The 16,414-nt window shown below is 38.6% G+C and carries 15 protein-coding genes; 13 read left to right on the top strand and 2 right to left on the bottom strand.

Translation table 11 applies throughout. From position 1 onward, the window contains the following. Positions 1-4 precede the first annotated feature (4 nt). From JJE29_00865 to rny, 7 genes are all read left to right on the top strand, one after another. Complete coding sequence (locus tag JJE29_00865; protein ID MBK5251188.1) at positions 5-2,197, top strand: DNA translocase FtsK 4TM domain-containing protein; 2,193 nt, start codon at positions 5-7, stop codon at positions 2,195-2,197. After that, positions 2,190-3,566, top strand: coding sequence for a 30S ribosomal protein S12 methylthiotransferase RimO (rimO, locus tag JJE29_00860; GenBank protein MBK5251187.1), 1,377 nt, complete (start codon positions 2,190-2,192; stop codon positions 3,564-3,566). The genes JJE29_00865 and rimO overlap by 8 nt, the downstream gene beginning before the upstream one ends. Beyond that, the gene (gene pgsA, locus JJE29_00855) at positions 3,550-4,062 is read left to right on the top strand and encodes a CDP-diacylglycerol--glycerol-3-phosphate 3-phosphatidyltransferase (protein ID MBK5251186.1); all 513 of its coding nucleotides are present in this window, start codon (positions 3,550-3,552) and stop codon (positions 4,060-4,062) included. The genes rimO and pgsA overlap by 17 nt, the downstream gene beginning before the upstream one ends. Before the next feature lie 14 nt (positions 4,063-4,076). Further along, a complete protein-coding gene (locus tag JJE29_00850) occupies positions 4,077-5,330 on the top strand; it encodes a competence/damage-inducible protein A (protein MBK5251185.1) in 1,254 nt (417 codons plus the stop codon). An 83-nt stretch (positions 5,331-5,413) separates the two neighbouring features. Further along, on the top strand, positions 5,414-6,448 hold the full coding sequence (gene recA, locus JJE29_00845) for a recombinase RecA (protein ID MBK5251184.1): 1,035 nt from the start codon (positions 5,414-5,416) through the stop codon (positions 6,446-6,448). A 90-nt stretch (positions 6,449-6,538) separates the two neighbouring features. Beyond that, on the top strand, positions 6,539-7,153 hold the full coding sequence (locus tag JJE29_00840) for a RecX family transcriptional regulator (GenBank protein ID MBK5251183.1): 615 nt from the start codon (positions 6,539-6,541) through the stop codon (positions 7,151-7,153). 133 nt (positions 7,154-7,286) lie between these two features. Continuing rightward, positions 7,287-8,837 carry a ribonuclease Y gene (gene rny / locus JJE29_00835; protein ID MBK5251182.1) on the top strand — a complete coding sequence of 517 codons (1,551 nt, stop codon included), beginning with the start codon at positions 7,287-7,289 and terminating at the stop codon, positions 8,835-8,837. 148 nt (positions 8,838-8,985) lie between these two features. Here rny and JJE29_00830 read toward each other — a convergent pair whose 3' ends face one another. After that, the gene (locus tag JJE29_00830) at positions 8,986-9,177 is read right to left on the bottom strand and encodes a 50S ribosomal protein L28 (GenBank protein ID MBK5251181.1); all 192 of its coding nucleotides are present in this window, start codon (positions 9,175-9,177) and stop codon (positions 8,986-8,988) included. Positions 9,178-9,369: 192 nt separating this feature from the next. On the opposite strand from JJE29_00830, the gene JJE29_00825 reads away from it, so the two are divergent. The 6 genes from JJE29_00825 to JJE29_00800 all read left to right on the top strand — a co-directional run bounded on the left by JJE29_00825 (position 9,370) and on the right by JJE29_00800 (position 15,070). After that, complete coding sequence (locus JJE29_00825) at positions 9,370-9,732, top strand: Asp23/Gls24 family envelope stress response protein (protein MBK5251180.1); 363 nt, start codon at positions 9,370-9,372, stop codon at positions 9,730-9,732. A 17-nt stretch (positions 9,733-9,749) separates the two neighbouring features. After that, positions 9,750-11,378 carry a DAK2 domain-containing protein gene (locus tag JJE29_00820; GenBank protein ID MBK5251179.1) on the top strand — a complete coding sequence of 543 codons (1,629 nt, stop codon included), beginning with the start codon at positions 9,750-9,752 and terminating at the stop codon, positions 11,376-11,378. A gap of 112 nt (positions 11,379-11,490) precedes the next feature. Continuing rightward, a complete protein-coding gene (locus JJE29_00815) occupies positions 11,491-13,542 on the top strand; it encodes an ATP-dependent DNA helicase RecG (protein MBK5251178.1) in 2,052 nt (683 codons plus the stop codon). Then, positions 13,539-14,099, top strand: coding sequence for a 16S rRNA (guanine(966)-N(2))-methyltransferase RsmD (rsmD, locus tag JJE29_00810; protein MBK5251177.1), 561 nt, complete (start codon positions 13,539-13,541; stop codon positions 14,097-14,099). Before JJE29_00815 ends, rsmD begins: the two co-directional genes overlap by 4 nt. Continuing rightward, positions 14,100-14,588 carry a pantetheine-phosphate adenylyltransferase gene (gene coaD, locus JJE29_00805; protein MBK5251176.1) on the top strand — a complete coding sequence of 163 codons (489 nt, stop codon included), beginning with the start codon at positions 14,100-14,102 and terminating at the stop codon, positions 14,586-14,588. Next, positions 14,585-15,070: an ATPase gene (locus JJE29_00800; GenBank protein MBK5251175.1), complete on the top strand. Its 486-nt coding sequence runs from the start codon at positions 14,585-14,587 to the stop codon at positions 15,068-15,070. Before coaD ends, JJE29_00800 begins: the two co-directional genes overlap by 4 nt. A gap of 31 nt (positions 15,071-15,101) precedes the next feature. Here the strand turns inward: JJE29_00800 and JJE29_00795 are convergent, their stop codons facing one another. Beyond that, positions 15,102-16,328, bottom strand: coding sequence for a nucleotidyltransferase (locus tag JJE29_00795; GenBank protein ID MBK5251174.1), 1,227 nt, complete (start codon positions 16,326-16,328; stop codon positions 15,102-15,104). Positions 16,329-16,414: the final 86 nt, after the last annotated feature.

The following is a 16,414-nucleotide window of genomic DNA, read 5'->3' as shown; positions in this document are numbered from 1 at the left end:
TGCCATGCTTGCGGCTGGAATAATGCTTTTACTGAGCCTTTACACGGATTCTGCAGGCATTTTAGGTGAATGGTTAAAGAATGTTTTTGGAGGATTGTTTAACGGAAATGCCGCATATATGGCATTCGTCTTGATTTTGACAGCAGCCTTGCAGATGCTTGACAAGAACCGCGCGTTTAGAAGCTTTGTTGCGTTAGCGTGTTTTATTATTTCAGGGTCAGTTTTGCATGGAATTATGGGCAGCATCCCAAAGAGCTTTGACGCGAAAGAAATTGCAAGCTACTACGGCAGCGGAGTATCAGGCGAGGCCCCGGGAGTGGTTAATCGGATGATATATTCTATGTCGGTGAAGCTGCTTGGAACATATGGAAGCCTGCTATTGATAGCGATACTTGTATTGATAGGCGCTGCAATCATATTTGATAAATCGATTATGGAAATAGTAAAAGCGGCTGCAAGAGGATTGAAATGGGCTCTTGAAGTGCTGATGAAGTTGTTTTTAAAAATATTTACCAAAGAGGAATCACAATTTAAAGAGCGTAGAAAGAAAAAAGAAAGCGTCAAGAAGGAAGCAGTAAAGGAAAAAGAGGAAGAAACAGGAAAGCAAACATCAATAAAGGTAATAGATTATGCAAAAGAGTATAGTGAACGAAAAAACTCGGGCAAAGAATCTAAAAAAGAGGAGAAGTCCGAGATACAACGCGAGTCAAAAACAAAAGTCCAAAATGATGAAATCCATGAATTGCTAAAAACCAATAGCGAAATAGCAAAAACGGGCGTTCAGGAAAGCTATTTGAAGTACAGATTGCCAGGCTTGGAGTTGCTTGACCCATCACCTGAAGCTGGGAAAGGAATGGACAAGAAATCAGTTTTAAAGAAAGCCAAAAAACTCGAGCAAATACTTGACGATTTTGGAGTAGATGCGAAAGTAATTCAAGTCAGCAGAGGGCCGACAATCACGAGATACGAGATTCAACCTAAACCTGGGGTCAAAGTAAGCCGCATTGTTTCGCTATCCGATGACATAGCACTGAATCTTGCGGCAAGGAACATACGGATTGAAGCGCCTATCCCCGGCAAGGCGGCTGTTGGCATTGAGGTTCCAAATGATGGGAACTCCTTGGTATGCCTTCGTGAAATCATTGAAAGCAGTGTTTTTAAAGAGAAAAAAAGCGGATTGAACTTTGCACTAGGGAAAGACATATCGGGAAATCCAATAGTATCGGATCTTACGGAAATGCCTCATTTGTTGATTGCAGGAGCCACGGGGTCAGGCAAAAGCGTATGCGTAAACGCGCTGATAACAAGCTTGTTGTTTTCAAAAAGGCCGGATGAAGTGAAATTTCTGATGATAGACCCTAAGGTTGTCGAATTAAATCAATATAATGGCATTCCGCATCTCATCATGCCTGTTGTAACAGATCCGCAGAAATCGGCGGCGGCTCTAAACTGGATAGTGCGTGAGATGAATGAAAGATACAAGATATTTGCTGAAAACAATGTCAGAGATATAAAAAGCTACAACAAAAGTCAGGAAAACGAGAACATGTATCAAATAGTTGTGATAATCGACGAACTCTCGGATTTAATGATGGTTGCGCCGAGCCAGGTTGAGGATGCAATATGTAGAATAGCGCAAATGGCGAGAGCTGCCGGAATTCATCTGATTGTTGCAACTCAGCGACCGTCTGTGGATGTAATAACCGGAATAATCAAAGCAAATATACCGTCGAGAATTGCCTTTGCGGTTTCATCGCAGATTGATTCCCGAACGATTCTGGACATGGGGGGAGCGGAAAAACTGCTGGGGAAGGGAGACATGCTTCATTATCCTGTTGGACAGTCCAAACCGAGAAGGATACAAGGAGTATTTGTGTCAGAAATCGAAACCAAAAGAGTGCTGGGTTACATAAAATCACAAGTCGGCGAGGTTGAATATGAAGAGATACCCACCGAGACTTTTGCAAAAGACAATGTTGACGATACGGATGAACTATTGCCAGAGGTTATTGAAACGGTTGCCGCAATGGAGCAAATATCCATATCTATGCTGCAAAGGAGATACAGGATAGGATATAACCGCGCGGCTCGAATGATAGATGAAATGGAAAAAAGAGGAATAGTAAGTAAAAGCGACGGCAAAAAACCAAGAAACGTACTTATAAATGAGGGAGATTTGGAAAACAATTATGAGTAATATAAATCAAGCAGGTTTTGGAAAGAAAAATAAAAGATTTTTTATAGAAACGCTTGGATGCTCGAAAAACCAAGTTGATTCGGAATTTATGGCGGGCAGATTGATAAAAGTTGGATTCGAGATGACGAAGGATTTCAATGATGCCGATTATATAATAGTTAACACATGCGGTTTCATAGCCGATGCAATGGAAGAATCAATCAACATGATATTGGAGTATGGATCAATCAAAACGAGCGGTCAGACGCTTATTGCAGCAGGATGTCTTTCTGAAAGATTTGCAAAAGAAATTGAAAGAGAAATCCCTGAAATAGATATAATAGTTGGAGTTGCAAGATTCTTGGAATTGCCCGAAATTCTGTCCGATCACGAAAAAAACGGAAAGAGAATTGTGAGGGTGGGGGACATAGACAGATACGTTGAATATTGCGAAAAAGAGAGGGTAATTTTAAATCCGAGCCATTATGCATATGTAAAGATTTCAGAAGGTTGCGACAACAGGTGCACATACTGCACAATACCGGCGTTCAAGGGAAGATACAAGAGCAGACGAATCGAAGATATATTGTCAGAAGCCCAAGACTTGGCCGATAGGGGCGTAAAGGAAATAATTCTGATTGCGCAGGATACCACTAAATATGGAATAGACATATACGGCGAGTTCAAGCTGGTTGATTTGCTTGAAGCGCTTGTAGAAGTGCGCGGCATAGAGTGGATAAGAGTATTGTATGCTTATCCGGATGTATTGGATGAGAAACTTATCGATACAATAGGTAAACATGATAAAATATGTAATTATCTTGATATGCCGATTCAGCATTGCCATGACGACGTACTAAGAAAAATGAACCGCCATACCTCGGAAAGCGATATAGAAAGGGTTCTGGCAATGATTAGGAAGTCTGTTCCTGACATGTCAATTAGGACGACCATCATGGTAGGCTTTCCGGGAGAGAGCACGGATGCATTTGAAAAACTGATTGGATTCGTTGAAAAAAACAAATTCGACAAGTTGGGTGTATTTGAGTATTCGCCGGAAGAAGGAACGCCTGCCGCAAGCTTGGATTTTCAAATAGATTCGCAGACAAAGGCAGATAGGAATGCCCGAATAATGATGCTTCAATGCGATATTTCAAGTGAGGCAAATCAAAAAAAGATAGGGAAAACCTTCAGAACAATGATAGATGAAAAAGTCGAAAATGAAGCTGTTTACTTAGGAAGAACACAGTATGACGCTCCGGAAGTAGATGGATTGGTCTATGTCAATACAGATAGAGATCTTGCTGCAGGAGACTTTGTGAATGTGAGGATAATCGATGCGCTGGAATATGATTTGATTGGGGTGATTGACGATGAATCTGCCGAATAAGATAACTTTGACAAGGATTTTGATGGTGCCGATATTCATATGGGTGCTTTTGTCAGGAATAGAAAACTCAAGATTAATTGCGGCATTGATTTTCGCAATAGCTTCGGTGACAGATTTTCTTGATGGGTATTTGGCTAGGAAATATGACTTGGTGTCAGATTTCGGAAAGCTGATGGATCCTATGGCGGACAAGATACTCGTAGCATCTGCGCTTATAGGCATGGTACAGCTTGGGAGAATCACCGTATGGCCGGTAGTAATCATTCTGGCGAGAGAGTTTTTGATAACGTCTTTCAGATCACTGGCAGCATCAAAGGGATCGGTCATAGCAGCCAGCATTTGGGGCAAAATCAAGACAAATACACAAATAGTTGCAATAATATTATTAACGTTAACCAATAATGCGGTTGCCGATGTTGCGCTTTGGATATCTGTAGGATTTACAATTATGTCTGCGGTGGACTACATTGTCAAAAATAGAAAAGTCATATCTTAAAAAAGGGGAGCCTCATGGATGCAGCGATTTTAAATGTGGGAACTGAATTGTTGATGGGAGAAATAGTAAATACAAATGCGGCATACTTGTCGGAGCAGATGAAGAAATTTGGAATCAACGTATATTATCAAATTGTCGTTGGGGACAATCATAAAAGATTGCAAAGCGTACTGGGCATTCTTTCGGAAAAGGTTGATGTAATTATAATGACCGGAGGGCTTGGACCTACAAAGGACGACATGACGAAAGAAGCTGTATCGTCTGTTTTCAAAAGGGAGCTTAAGCAAAACCCTGAAGCAGTAAAGCAGATGGAAAATATAATGAAACGATACGGAAGATCCATTGATCAAATAACAGAAAACAATTATAGGCAGACATTTTTTCCGGAGGGAAGCAGAATCCTTAAGAATGACATGGGCTCGGCTCCGGGATTTATTTTGGAAACGGACGAAGGGAAAAAGGCTGTAATATGTTTACCGGGTCCTCCATTTGAAATGAAAGCAATGTTCAATGCTCATCTCAACGATTATTTTTCAAAAAAGTCGGATGTATGTATCCATTCGAGAGTGCTTAGGCTTTCCGGTATAGGAGAGTCAAAGGTAGAGACCGAATTGATGGATTTGATTGAATCACAGGAAGACCCGACGATTGCAACATATGCGAAGCCGGGTGATGTAGCAATAAGGGTTGCTACCAAACAAAGAAACAGAGAGTCGGCGGAAAAAGCGCTGGAACCGACGATAAGAGAGATAAAAAGGCGTTTGGGCCAATATATTTATTCGGAAGAAGACAGAGAATGGAATGAAATGGTAATAGACCTCTTGAAAGAAAAAAACTGGAAGATTTCTACTGTGGAATCTTGCACGGGAGGATTGCTCGCATCGAATTTTGTAGATGTGCCGGGAGCTTCAGATGTTTTTGAAGAGGGATTTATAACCTATAACAACAGTTCAAAGGAAAAACGGGTTCGCGTAGGCAAAAAAATATTGAATGAATTCGGAGCAGTGAGCATCCAAACTGCCGAAGCCATGGCAAGGGGCCTTTATGAAGAAGGAAAAAGCGATGTATGCATATCTGTAACCGGTGTCGCCGGACCTGAAGGCGGAACAGATGAAAAACCCGTAGGTCTTGTCCATGCGGCTTTTCTTGTAAATGGGAAACTAGAGATTGAAACCTACAATGTTCGTGGAGATAGACAAAGGATAAGGGCCTACACTGTCAGAAACATAATGAAAAAATTATACCAAATTTTAAAAAAGGTTGATTAATAGGAATATATGGGATATAATCAAAAAAAAGAACAAACGTTCGATATGAAAGGTGGGTGAATCCAGTTTCGCACTGGAACAATATGGACGAAAAGAAGAAGGCGCTTGATGCAGTATTGATACAAATAGAAAAACAATTCGGCAAGGGTTCAATTATGCGGCTTGGAGACGATGGAGCCAGAGCCAATGTTGAATCAATTCCGACTGGAATCTTGGAGCTGGACATTGCCTTGGGCATCGGAGGAATTCCAAAGGGTCGAATAATCGAGGTATACGGACCGGAATCTTCCGGAAAGACAACGGTATCGCTTCATATGATAGCGGAATCCCAAAAGAATGGCGGCAATGCGGCCTTCATAGATGTAGAGCATGCATTGGATCCTGTTTATGCCGGGCATTTGGGAGTTGACATTGACAATCTGATTCTTTCTCAGCCGGATACAGGAGAACAGGCGCTTGATATAGTGGAGGCTCTGGTACGAAGCGGTGCAATTGATATAATAGTTATTGACTCTGTTGCTGCGCTTGTTCCAAAAGCAGAGCTGACAGGCGAAATGGGAGATAGCCACATGGGTCTGCAGGCTAGGCTTATGTCTCAGGCAATGAGAAAACTGACTGCAATAATAAGCAGGTCGAGGACATCGGTTGTGTTCATTAATCAGCTAAGGGAAAAAATAGGAGTAATGTTCGGGAATCCTGAAACTACGACAGGAGGAAGGGCTCTTAAATTTTACGCATCGGTGAGGATTGATATAAGAAGGATAGGAAGTATAAAGCAGGGCGATCAGATCGTAGGAAACCGTACAAAAATAAAAATAGCGAAGAATAAAGTGGCTTCGCCTTTTAAAATAGCGGAATTTGATATTATGTATGGACTTGGAGTATCCCGGCATGGAAGTGTTCTGGATTGCGGAGTCAATGCGGAGCTAATAAAGAAATCGGGATCATGGTACAGCTATGGAGATGAAAGAATAGGACAGGGAAGGGAAAACTCAAAACTGTATATGATAGAGAATCCAGAAAAATTTTTAGAAATAGAGAAAAAAGTAAGGGATTATTACGGGCTTACAAAGGAACCGAAAACGGATGAAGGGCAAAATAAAAGCAAAAAAGAATAAATAGTAAAGAATATGGAAATTGCAAAGGTCGAAACATCCGCATGTTTTTTGCGTGAGGTTTCGACCTTTTTTGAGAAAGGGGCGGAGTGCATGAATGTTATAGGAGTTGAGGAAATAAACAAAAGAGTCCGCAGATTGACTACGGATGAGGATACAACATATTTATGCGATATTGCATGGATTAGGGAAAATGGCGTGGAGAGTGATTGCGCAATCAATGAAGAAAAAGAAAAAGAATTAAAAGAATTTACGGAGGCATATTCACTTGATCGTGCATTAAAATACATAGGATTCAAGAGAAGAACAGAAAAAGAGGTTGAGAATCATTTAATAAAAATTCGTGTACCCGAGGATGTTGTCGGTGTCACATTATTGAAGATGGTCGATTTTGGTATGATTGACGATAAAATGTATGCTCACGACTATATAGATGAGCTGATTGGCAAAAGCCAGTCTACATATGTAATAAAAATGAAATCAATAAAAAAAGGTCTTGATGCAGCGTTGGTAGAAGCAACAATGATAGAGATGAAGGTGCGTGAAAAAGAAGGCTACAGAGCATTTGCGCTGCTTAAAAAGAGATATGGTACAGGCGCTGTAAGCATTGATTCCATAAAGGCCAAGCAATACCTTTACAGGAAGGGATTTTCTGCAGATGCCATAAGTAAATCGTTGGAATATCATTTTGCGAGCATTGGCCAATAAGCTTGACATTAAATTGGAAAAGTTTTAAAATTACAAAGAGGATTCTATTAAACTGCCCGTTTTAGATTCTCGCGAATTGGGTTTTAACCGAGTTATCTCGGTTTTTATTTTTGATTATAATAATGGGAGGTGTATGTATATTATAAAAATATATTATTTAATTGTTGTTGCTGTAGTTCTTTTCCCCTTTTCATTTGCATTGGGATATTTATACAGAAAAAAGATTGCTGACGAAAAAATTCAAAGTGCTGAAGAAAAAGCGAGAAAAATTCTTTCTGAGGCCAATAAACAGGCGACGACTGCTAGAAAAGAAGCTTTAATAGATGCAAAAGAAGAAATTCACCGATTACGAAAAGATATGAACAAGGAAATTAGAGAAAGAAGAATTGAATCTCAAAAAACAGAAAACAGACTCAACAAGAGAGAAGAATCTTTATATACAAAGACCGAAGTTCTCGAAGAAAAAGAAAATAACATCATCAAGAAATTGAACGAAATAGAAATCAAGAATGGTGAGGTAGACGAACTTTTCAAGAAACAGATTGAGGAGCTTGAAAGGGTGTCTGGATTCACGGCCGAAGAGGCAAAGGAAATGTTGCTGAAGGATATAGAAAAGGAAGTACGGTATGAATCGGCAATAATGATAAAAGATATTGTATCAAATGCAAAAGAAGAAGCGGGTAAAAAAGCAAAAGAAATCTTGGCTTATTCTATACAAAAATATGCTGCTGACTATGTTGCTGAAAGCACGGTTTCTGTTGTAAATCTTCCGAATGATGAAATGAAGGGTCGAATCATAGGCAGGGAAGGCAGAAATATAAGGACTTTGGAAACCTTGACTGGTGTCGATTTGATTATAGATGATACGCCTGAAGCGGTTATATTGTCGGCTTTTGATCCTATAAAAAGAGAGATTGCCCGTATTGCGCTTGAGAAACTCATAGTGGATGGAAGAATTCATCCTGCAAGAATTGAGGAAATGGTAAACAAGGCTACTGAAGAAATTGATGAAAAAATTAAGGAAGAAGGAGAATCGGCGACTTTCGATGCTGGAATACACAACCTTCATCCTGGATTGATCAAATTGCTGGGAAGGTTGAAATACAGAACAAGTTACGGGCAGAATGTTCTGCAACACTCAATCGAAGTATCATCTTTGGCAGGCCTAATGGCCGCAGAGTTGGAAGTAGATGTTAAACTTGCAAAAAGAGCAGGATTGCTTCATGATATCGGAAAAGCTCTTGATCACGATATGGAAGGTACTCATGTTGAAATCGGCATGGATGTTCTCAAGAAATATGGTGAGTCAAAGGAAGTTATACATGCCATGTCTACACATCATGGCGATTATGAGCCGCAGACTGTTGAAGCAATATTGGTAACAGCTGCCGATGCAGTTTCCGCAGCAAGACCGGGTGCAAGAAGAGAAACCCTTGAAACATATGTTAAGAGATTGGAGAAGCTTGAAGAAATAGCGAAATCATACGATCAAGTCGATAAGGCTTTTGCCATTCAAGCAGGTAGAGAAATAAGAATCATGGTAAAACCTGAAAAGATTTCAGATACTGAAATGATTTTACTTGCCAGAGAGATTTCAAAAAATGTAGAGAACGATTTAGAGTATCCTGGTCAGATTAAAGTAAATCTGATTAGAGAGACACGAACAGTCGATTATGCAAAATAAAGAATTTTGATTATTTATTTCATTAATTGGTTCTATAGCGGTTAATTTGGTTTTGTTATTTAACTGAAAGAAAAGCGGTTTGGATAAAAATACCAAACCGCTTTTAAACATTATTGTTGCAAAAAAAAACTACCATATGGTAGTTTTTTTATATTGCTCGTTCAACTTTGCCTGATCTTAAACATCTTGTACATACGGAAATTTTCTTGGGAGAACCGTTTACAATTGCTTTAACTTGCTTAGTATTGGGCGCCCACGCTCTTTTATTATGTTTATTTGAGTGGCTTACCGCATGTCCGGTAATTTGACCTTTACCACATATATCACATTTTCTGGACATTTATATTGACCTCCTTTAATGATTTTTAGATAACAACATATCCATTCTATCAAAAATCATTTTCGATTTCAATGGATATGCTGAAATCAAAAATTAAATATGATTAAATACAAAAGATTGATAATCCAATCTTGATACTGTATTATTATATAAGAGTTTTTAATATGGTGCAAGTAAAAAAGGAGGATAAACATGACTGCTCAATTGAAAAACGAATACGGCAGCATTTTCATCTGCAATGATGTTATTACAAATATTATCGGCATATCTGCCATGGAATGCTACGGGTTAGTCGGGATGGCCTCGAAATCTGCAACCGACGGCATTGTTAAACTATTAAAGAAAGAAAATCTGAATCAAGGTGTAAAAATAAATATCGATGAAAATAACAACATTTTTATAGATTTATTTGTAATAGTCCAATTCGGAACAAAGATTTCTGTCGTAGCAGAAAACATAATTGAAAAAGTGAAATATTCCGTAGAGAAATTTACCGGTTTAAATGTGAAAAAGGTTAATGTAAACATTGAAGAAGTAAGAGTTCAGGAATTCTAGGATTGGAGGGTTTTATTTTGAAAATAGAAACAATAAACGGAGACATACTGCTGGATATGTTCAGGCAGGCGTCTGCAACATTGAAAGCAAACAAAGATTTCGTAAACGATTTAAATGTCTTTCCAGTACCTGATGGAGATACTGGCACCAATATGTCAATGACATTCGAATCGGCGGTAAATGAAATGAATAAACTTAATGAGGTCTCGATTTTCGAGGTGACCGAAGCAGCCTCAAACGGTTCCTTGATGGGGGCAAGAGGCAACTCGGGCGTTATACTCTCACAGATACTGCGTGGATTTCATAAGGGATGCAAAGGCAAGACAATTCTTACTACGAGCGATTTCTCAATAGGGTTGATTTCAGCGGCAGACACCGCTTATAAAGCAGTTATGAAGCCTGTTGAAGGAACAATATTAACCATAATAAGGACTGCTGCAGATGCTTCTGTAATTCTTTCTGAAGAATATGATTACTTCGATGAGTTTCTTGAAAAGGTGATTGAAGAAGCGAACAAGGCATTGGCAAAAACACCTGAAATGCTTCCGGTGCTAAAACAAGCAGGAGTTGTTGATGCAGGCGGCCAAGGACTTCTTTATATACTCAAGGGGTTCTATGGAACAATAATTGGAGAAAAGGCCAAGGAAATTGAAACCGTGTTTCAAAACAAGTTTTCGAAGCAATTGACTCCAGTCGCAAATATTGGAAACATTGAGTTTGGATATTGCACAGAATTCATTGTTAAAGGGACGAATCTATCTGACGAGCAATTGAAAGAGGAAATAATAGATTTTGGAGATTGCATGCTTGTTGTTGGGCATGAAAAGATGCTAAAAGTCCACATCCATACTAACGAGCCGGGTTCTGTCATGCAAAAGGCTCTTTCGTATGGGGAGTTGATTGATATTAAAATTGACAATATGCGTTATCAGCACAACGAAAATCACTTTAGCGAAGAGGCTGACATTCAAGAAGATGAGAAGCCGATGAAAGAATATGGTGTATTGTCGGTTGCCATGGGCCAAGGAATAACCGAGATATTCAATGATTTGAATGTGGATAGAATAATTGAAGGCGGCCAAACTATGAACCCAAGTACTGAGGAATTGCTTGCCTCAATTGATAAAATTAATGCCGAAAAAATCATAATACTTCCAAACAATGGAAATATTATTCTAGCTGCTCAACAGGCCAAAAAGATTTCAAAAAAGCAAATTTCAATTGTTCCGACGAAAACCATTCCGCAAGGTATAACCGCTATGCTTGCATTCAATCCCGATGCGGATATTGATGAAAACATTCTTCATATGACTGATTCCATTAAAGGAGTAAAAACCATACAGATCACATATTCCGTAAGAGATTCCATATTCAACGGTATAAAAATCAAAAAAGGCGATATACTTGGCATATTTAATGGGGACATAGTAAGTGTTGGAAAAGACATTAATTCAGTTGCGCTGGAGGTATTGAATAAATCTATAGAAGAAGATGATGAAATAGTGACGATTTATTACGGCGATTCAGTTGAAGCCTCTGTTGCGGAAGATTTGTTGAAAAGCATTGAAAAAGCCAGTGATGAAATAGATGTTGAAATTTATGAGGGCAAACAGCCTGTTTATCATTACATTATTTCTGTTGAATAATCATTTATAGCTATTGGCCTATTTTTTAAAAGCATATATGAATTTCAGGGGCCAGCTTTATGCTGGCCTTATAAATTTAAAAACAAAATGAATTTGTATAGGGGGTGATGGTTTGGGTGAAAGCGATTTGTTAAATATACCGGGCATCGGGCCAAAGAAAAAGACATTATTTGGATCCCTTGAAATTCATGAAGTAAAAGATTTGCTTTACTATTTTCCGCAAAAATTTAAAGACTTTATTTCCATTACAAACATATGCAATCTGGTCGATTCCAAACCCTCTGTTGTAAAAGTGAAAGTAGACAAGGTGAGACGAAATCAATCAAAAGAAGGTAAAAGATTTCTTGTAGTTTCATGCTCGGATTCTACGGGATCGTTGGATATTGTTTTCTTTAATGCGGATTATATGTATGGCATAATGAGAGAAGGAAATACTTATCTGTTCTATGGTAAAGCTTCCTTTAGGTATTCACGAAAGAATATGGCAAATCCAGAGCTTATAAAGATTGAAGATATCGGCAAAATAGTGCCGATATATAAAACTGTCCGTGGGTTGTCGCAAAATGATTTTCGAAAAAGCATAACATATGCTTTGAAAAACTCTGAAAGCATAGATGAATATCTGCCCGAAAAAATTTTGCATAAAAGAAAATTCAAAGAGCCTATGCAAACCTTGAACGATATGCATTTTCCTAAAAGCGGTGCATCCTACATGGAGGCAAAGAAAAAACTTATATACGAAGAGTTTTTTCGGCTTCAAATGACAATTCTTAAAATGAAGCAAGAAAGGTTTTTAATGGATTCTGCTCCGGGAATGAAATTATTTGATTTTCAAAATGACGAATTAGTCAAAGGGCTTCCGTTTCAGATGACTGCCAGCCAATCAAGTGCAGTTGAAAACCTTTCGATGCTTTTGCATCAAAAAAAATGTCCCAAGATTCTGTTGCAGGGTGATGTTGGCACAGGGAAAACTCTGGTTGCATTCATGGCGGCGCGGCAAGCATATCTAAGCGGATATCAAACTGCTATAATGGCGCCTACGGAATTGCTTGCTGAGCAGCACTTCGAAACATTTAATAGGTTTTTTAAAAACTCATGCATGGTTACGCGTATTTTGACGAGAAATACACAGCGAAAAACAAAAGTGAAGGAAGAGCTGGATAATGGCACATGCAATCTTCTAATAGGTACCCATGCGATAATACAAGACGATGTTAATTTTAAAAATCTCGGCTTGATCATTACTGATGAGCGCCATCGTTTCGGTGTTGCGCAAAACGATTCGTTGCAAAAAAAAGGCGTGTCGCCGCAAATCATTGTAATGTCTGCAACCCCTATTCCAAGAACGATTTCCGAAATAATTTTTGGAGACATGGAAATACTTCGTCTGACTGAAAAACCCAACAACAGCCTAAAACCTGTCGAAACCATGCTTGTTGCCGATAATAAAAGCAAAAGAGCAATGTATGAACATATAAGAAATGAAATGCTTTCGGGCAGGCAAATTTTTTATGTTTGCCCGCGAATAGAAAATGAAAATGATTCGATTGCATCCGTTGAAGAAATCTTTAAACACCTTAGCCAATCCGTATATCCATCTTTCAAATTGGAGGCTCTTCACGGGCGTTTGTCCCAATATGAAAAAAACAGAATCATGCAAGCATTTAGAAATGGTGAAATAGATATGATTGTTTCGACTACAGTCATTGAAGTCGGCATAGATGTACCGAATGCCACAGTAATGGCAATAGATTCATTCGAGCGTTTCGGGCTCGCCCAAATTCATCAATTGCGGGGGAGGGTGGGAAGAGGCGTGTTTGAATCATTTTGCTATCTTGTTTCAGATAATTGCAATGATTCCATAAGGGAGAAAGCCCTGGTTCTTCAAAGATGCAATGACGGTTTCGAAATAGCAAAAGAAGATATGAAGATGCGTGGTCCTGGCCATGTGTTTTCATTGAAGCAACATGGATTCCCGGAATTTAAACTGGCTGATATGTTTAGACATTACAAATTGCTGATAATAGTTCAAAAGGACATAGAATCTGTATACGGACAGAGTCTTGAAAATTTGAACATTTCACGAGAGCTTGAAAATGCTATTAATTCTTATGCAAAACAAATTAATAAAAGAAGCATGCAAACGCAAGGAGGAATACAATGAGAATAATTTCAGGCAAGTACAAAGGAATTAGCTTGAATGGACCGGAAGGAAGCGATACCCGGCCGACATCGGACAGGGTTAAGGAGGCTCTCTTTAATACCCTCATGATGGATTTGGATGGCAGCAGGTTCCTTGATCTTTTTGCAGGTACGGGCGGCATAGGAATTGAGGCCTTGAGCCGGAATGCTGCCGAGGTTGTCTTTGTTGATTTTGATAGGAATGCTTTAAAGATTCTAAAAACCAACATTCAAAAAATCAATGGAGATGAATCGAAATTTGAAATTTTCCATAACAGTGCATTTCAGGCCTTAGATCATTTTTCGGCAAGAGGCAAAATTTTTGATCTCATATTTTTGGATCCGCCTTATAAAATAAATGATACGATTGAGCTGATAGAAAAAATATACGATGAAGAAATCATTGAAAATTATGGTAAAATAATTGTTGAACACGATAAAAGAAACGAAATGCCAAAAAGTATACGTTGCGCGGTGAGGTTATCTCAAAAAAAATACGGTAACACCATGCTTACAATTTATGGAACGGAGGAAATCTAAATGCAATCGGCAGTTTATCCCGGAAGTTTCGATCCGATAACAAACGGTCATCTGGATATAATACAAAGGGCGTCTCGCGTTTTTGAAAAAGTGGTAGTAGCTGTGCTTCATAATCCTAGCAAAAAGCCTTATTTCGACATCAACGAAAGGGTTGAGCTTATAAAAAAAGTGGTCGAACCCTACGAAAATGTTGAAGTTACAAGCTTCGAGGGTCTATTGGTTAATTTCATGAAAACTAAGCCGGAATATGTCCTTGTGAAAGGTCTCAGAGCATTCTCCGATTTCGAATATGAATTTCAAATGGCCATGATGAACAGAAAACTCGATGAATCAATAGAAACTCTCTTCATGATGACGGGAAACCGTTATTCATTTGTTAGTTCAACACTTGTAAAAGAAATTTTTATTCTTAACGGAAACATTGAAGAACTTGTGCCGCCATTGGTGTATGAAGCATTGAATACTAAGAAAGAGAGGACCCGCATATGAGCGTATTGAAGATTTTAGATGAACTTGAGGACGTAATTGAAAACTGTGCAAATCTTCCTTTATCAGGGAAAGCGTTGATAGATAGAGGTGACCTTCTCGACATAATTAAGGAAATACGAATTGTTTTGCCGGATGAAATAAAGCAGTCCCAATGGATAAAGCAGGAAAGGACTTCAATACTTGAAGAAGCCCATAAAGAATCGGCAGAGATAATGGAAAAGGCAAAAAGAGAATCCGGCGAAATGATGGAAAAAGCAGAGGAACATGTTCGCTCCATGATAGAAAACGATGTTATTGTAAAGGAATCAACCAAGAAGGCGAAGGGAATTATTGAAAAAGCGGAAGAAACCGCCGAAGAAATAAAACTTGGGTCTTTAAAATACTCGGATAATATACTTGGGAATATACAAAAAAACCTTTCGACTATTTTGAATGAATTGGAAAACAATAGAACCGAACTTAGATGCATGAAGGAAAAGTAGAGTTGAAGCCCATTATGGGCTTCAACTTTTTTTATCCGATGTACGGCATTCTTATTTTATCTTGGCTTTCTGAATTTTTGCACCCATTCAAGCATAAAAGCAACATATAAAAATCCGTTGCTTTTATGTCATATGAAAGCATCCGGGTAAGCAATTCATCTTTTGGAAATTGACGGTTAATATTAGTTATGATTTTTGTTTCGGATATTTTTTTTACTGTTTTCAATAGTTCGCGACCATTTTCGTTAAATCCGAGAACCCTTCCATAATAATTGCTGCAATTCCTAAATTCCTTTAATTCCATTTTTTTAAAATTTAGAAGCAAATGCAGAAAAAGCCTTTGTATTGAGGATCTTGGGTATCTTTTGGATTCTACCTTTTCAATAAACGAACCATAATCATGTGAACTGTATATTGCGGCTTTAAGAACATTCTCAAGGCCTTCGCGCATTCCTTCAACTTCACGAAGCTCTTTGTTTTCAGACATTTTAATTTTATATTGAAGGTATGCAAAAAGATCCTCTTTGCGAGGGTAGGATTTGTTAATGCTTTTGAAATCATTTAATAATTCTATGCTTTTTGTTGGCAGTTGGCTTATAAGATTGACGTTTCCTTCTTCGTGGAGTTTTTTTCGTATAGATGTTGCGCTGCTGAATGATTTTTCGTTCAAATGGGGTTCGTTGTATGACGAACCGGATCTTTTTACGGATACAAAATCTATTTGACTGCCTATTTTTTTAGCCGCCTTTCGGTATTCGACAGCGAGTATATTATTTGAATGATGCAGTATCCCTTTTAATTCGGGACGCAATAAAGTAATAGCCTCTTCGCGCGCTAAAGGAAATGATTTTCCTTCCGAAAGGCTTTCTTTTAGCAGGTGCTTGAAATCATCATTTTCCTTAGCAAGAAAATCTGCAACTTTTTCAATCTGAACATCACTGCCTGTTTCAGAGCCGTATGAAACATAATCGACTACGCCAAGTGAATCAAGCAACGAAATTCCGGCCTCTCCAAAGTATTCGGCGCTCGAAGACGCAAAAACGAAAGGCATTTCCAAAACAAGATCTACGCCGTTTTCAATTGCCATTGCCGCCCTGGTCCACTTGTCGGCAATAGCCGGCTCACCCCTTTGCACAAAATTACCGCTCATTACTGCAATGGCATGCGTTGCACCTGTCAATCTTTTAGACTCATTCAAGTGGTACAAATGTCCATTGTGAAAAGGGTTGTATTCTGCAATTATTCCAAGAACTTTCATTTAAATCACCTCTTTAACTTATTATAATGGAATTATCGCACTTTTTGAAGAATCTTTGTCTTGAAATTCGGTTGATTTACTAATAG

It is taken from the genome of Peptostreptococcaceae bacterium (assembly GCA_016649995.1).
In the GTDB taxonomy this organism is placed as follows: Bacteria; Bacillota; Clostridia; order Peptostreptococcales; family BM714; genus BM714.
Note: the sequence above shows the minus strand (reverse complement) of the source record. Positions and strands in the feature narration are given on the sequence as shown.

What these genes read in the sequence shown, in the direction of transcription:
- JJE29_00865 (MBK5251188.1), top strand. Translation starts at nt 5, where the DNA reads ATGCTTGCGGCTGGAATAATGCTTTTACTGAGCCTTTACACGGATTCT.
- rimO (MBK5251187.1), top strand. Translation starts at nt 2,190, where the DNA reads ATGAGTAATATAAATCAAGCAGGTTTTGGAAAGAAAAATAAAAGATTT.
- pgsA (MBK5251186.1), top strand. Translation starts at nt 3,550, where the DNA reads ATGAATCTGCCGAATAAGATAACTTTGACAAGGATTTTGATGGTGCCG.
- JJE29_00850 (MBK5251185.1), top strand. Translation starts at nt 4,077, where the DNA reads ATGGATGCAGCGATTTTAAATGTGGGAACTGAATTGTTGATGGGAGAA.
- recA (MBK5251184.1), top strand. Translation starts at nt 5,414, where the DNA reads ATGGACGAAAAGAAGAAGGCGCTTGATGCAGTATTGATACAAATAGAA.
- JJE29_00840 (MBK5251183.1), top strand. Translation starts at nt 6,539, where the DNA reads ATGAATGTTATAGGAGTTGAGGAAATAAACAAAAGAGTCCGCAGATTG.
- rny (MBK5251182.1), top strand. Translation starts at nt 7,287, where the DNA reads ATGTATATTATAAAAATATATTATTTAATTGTTGTTGCTGTAGTTCTT.
- JJE29_00830 (MBK5251181.1), bottom strand. Translation starts at nt 9,177, where the DNA reads ATGTCCAGAAAATGTGATATATGTGGTAAAGGTCAAATTACCGGACAT.
- JJE29_00825 (MBK5251180.1), top strand. Translation starts at nt 9,370, where the DNA reads ATGACTGCTCAATTGAAAAACGAATACGGCAGCATTTTCATCTGCAAT.
- rsmD (MBK5251177.1), top strand. Translation starts at nt 13,539, where the DNA reads ATGAGAATAATTTCAGGCAAGTACAAAGGAATTAGCTTGAATGGACCG.
- coaD (MBK5251176.1), top strand. Translation starts at nt 14,100, where the DNA reads ATGCAATCGGCAGTTTATCCCGGAAGTTTCGATCCGATAACAAACGGT.
- JJE29_00800 (MBK5251175.1), top strand. Translation starts at nt 14,585, where the DNA reads ATGAGCGTATTGAAGATTTTAGATGAACTTGAGGACGTAATTGAAAAC.
- JJE29_00795 (MBK5251174.1), bottom strand. Translation starts at nt 16,328, where the DNA reads ATGAAAGTTCTTGGAATAATTGCAGAATACAACCCTTTTCACAATGGA.